The following is a 2,087-nucleotide window of genomic DNA, read 5'->3' as shown; positions in this document are numbered from 1 at the left end:
TCAATAACAGAGGGACAGAGGTGGTTAGCTGAACGTTGGGAAAAACTGATAGTTTTATCGACGTAAGAAGCAGAAAAATTAGCTAAGTTAACAGGATGTACTCTCAGGAAATTTCAAGAGAGATAGGCTTTTAGTAGCTTGGGAACAAGCTTTATCAATTTATTCATAATAAATATTGGCAGAGGATTAAAGATTAGTTATTGTGACTAACTCTTTTGGTTAGAGAAAGATAAACTTGAGAATTTTCATTCAAATTTATTGACTCAAAATCCGCTGTACTTAATTTAAATGAATCAACCCTAGGGGCAGGGGGGATCGAACCTATAATCCATTTTTAATTTGATTATAACCAACTACTTAGAAGTTAGCCAAGGGAGTCTCAATGAGAGGTAATCCCGATCTGAAAATCCCTAAAACCCCACACCCCACTTCATAATTCATAATTCATAATTCATAATTCCCATGTAGTCTTAACGGGTTACTCCATCCACCACCGGACGGACATCGCTGCCCTCAAAATAGCCGGGGTTGCCTGTCCAGTTGAAATCCGACACGCGGATGTTGAGTATTCCCAACTGCAGCACCGGGTTATAGCGCAAAATTAAACTATAGGTGCGACGACTCCATTCGAGAAAATATTCTGTACTGATTTCCTTCGCTTGATCGATACTATAAATACTCTGGAAACCCACGCGAATCGGACCATATACCTGTTGAGTTATACCATAGGACATTGTTTGTTGATCAACAAAGCGATCGAAGAAAAAGGGTGATTGTCCGTTAACCAAACCCTGACTAAAACTGAGATTAAACCCGGTATAGTCGAAAAAATTGCGGGAAAAACGCCCAAACTGTCCTAATAATCCCACGGTTCCCGTGACGGAATTTTGCGTCTCTCCATTAGTGTAATAACTGGTGACACCAGTGACACCAGTGACAATAGCAATATAGGGTTGAACGGGAAGAGGAGAAAATCTTAAACCTTGGTCGGGAGTCGGTGGTAAAGTAAGGGCAGACCAGAGTAAAAAACTGCGATTGAGGGAGACAGCGCCCTGAAAACGGCTTAAATTAGTAACATTATCCGTTGCATTGGCCGCTAAGAGATTACTGCGATCGGTGGGTGCGTTAATATTCTGTAGAGAAGCTTGATAACTGAGTCTAATATCCGTATTCGGGACGACAATCACCGGTGAGGTCAAAATTGCCCCAAAACTGCTATTAACCGTCTGAAACCCTAAAGAACCGTTAAAAAGACGCTCGCGATAATTGTACTCCACATTGAGCAGATAGGGATCCTGCAACTGTCCGATCGTCTGTTGAAAGCGAATTTTAGAACGAACACTATTTTCGATCTGTTCCAAATCTAAATTAGAAAAAGAAGCTGTCGCTTGCAAAAACGAGCGCTCGCCAAAATTAGTGGCAAAATTGCCCAATAAACCAAAAGCTTTCGGACTAAGGGCCGAAACTTCCCCACCTCCGGGGTTAGCTGAGGGAAAAGCATCGGGATTAAGGACTTTTTGAATTAAATATTGCGGTGTCAACTCAAAAATAGTCTTCGGTGTCTCCACTAAAGTTAGGGGACTTTCTACGAAAAATCCGCCCCGATCCTCCCCATCATAGCCCGGGGCAATTAAAAAAGGACGACGACGACGGCGATCGAAAGTGAGACTATTAATAAAAGTGGGGGCCACTACCCGTTGATCGAAAACCAACTGGGAATTACTCATCCGCAACTCATCGGTAAAGGGGCCAGTACTGCGAAAAGTGGCGGAATTAGCCCGAACTTCCAATTCAGGAGGGGAAAAAGGGTCATTAGTCAGACGCACATTAGTGGCATTCCACACCTTACCATCAAAATTCAAGCGTTCGGCCTGAAAACGGACGCGATTAATCGTTCCCCCCGACGGACTACTAATATTCTGTCGATCGCGCCGACTGGGATCCTGTCCCCCGACGACAAATTGAAAACCCTCTCCCGTAGTGATTCTCTGCAAGGGTTGATTTAATGCCAAACGATCGGTTAGGGTTGCAAAAGAACTACCGGCCCCCACATCCGTGGGCAGCGTTTGCCCTAAATCCCTAGCGGT

The 2,087-nt window shown here is 43.9% G+C and carries 1 protein-coding gene; it reads right to left on the bottom strand.

The window, feature by feature from the left end; all coding sequences use genetic code 11:
- Window positions 1-470: 470 nt before the first annotated feature.
- A partial coding sequence (locus PX482_RS20725) for a DUF3769 domain-containing protein (protein WP_288122962.1) occupies window positions 471-2,087 on the bottom strand: 1,617 nt, incomplete at its 5' end.

The organism is Microcystis sp. M53602_WE12 (assembly GCF_030065455.1).
Taxonomy (GTDB): domain Bacteria; phylum Cyanobacteriota; class Cyanobacteriia; order Cyanobacteriales; family Microcystaceae; genus Microcystis; species Microcystis aeruginosa.
Note: the sequence above shows the minus strand (reverse complement) of the source record. Positions and strands in the feature narration are given on the sequence as shown.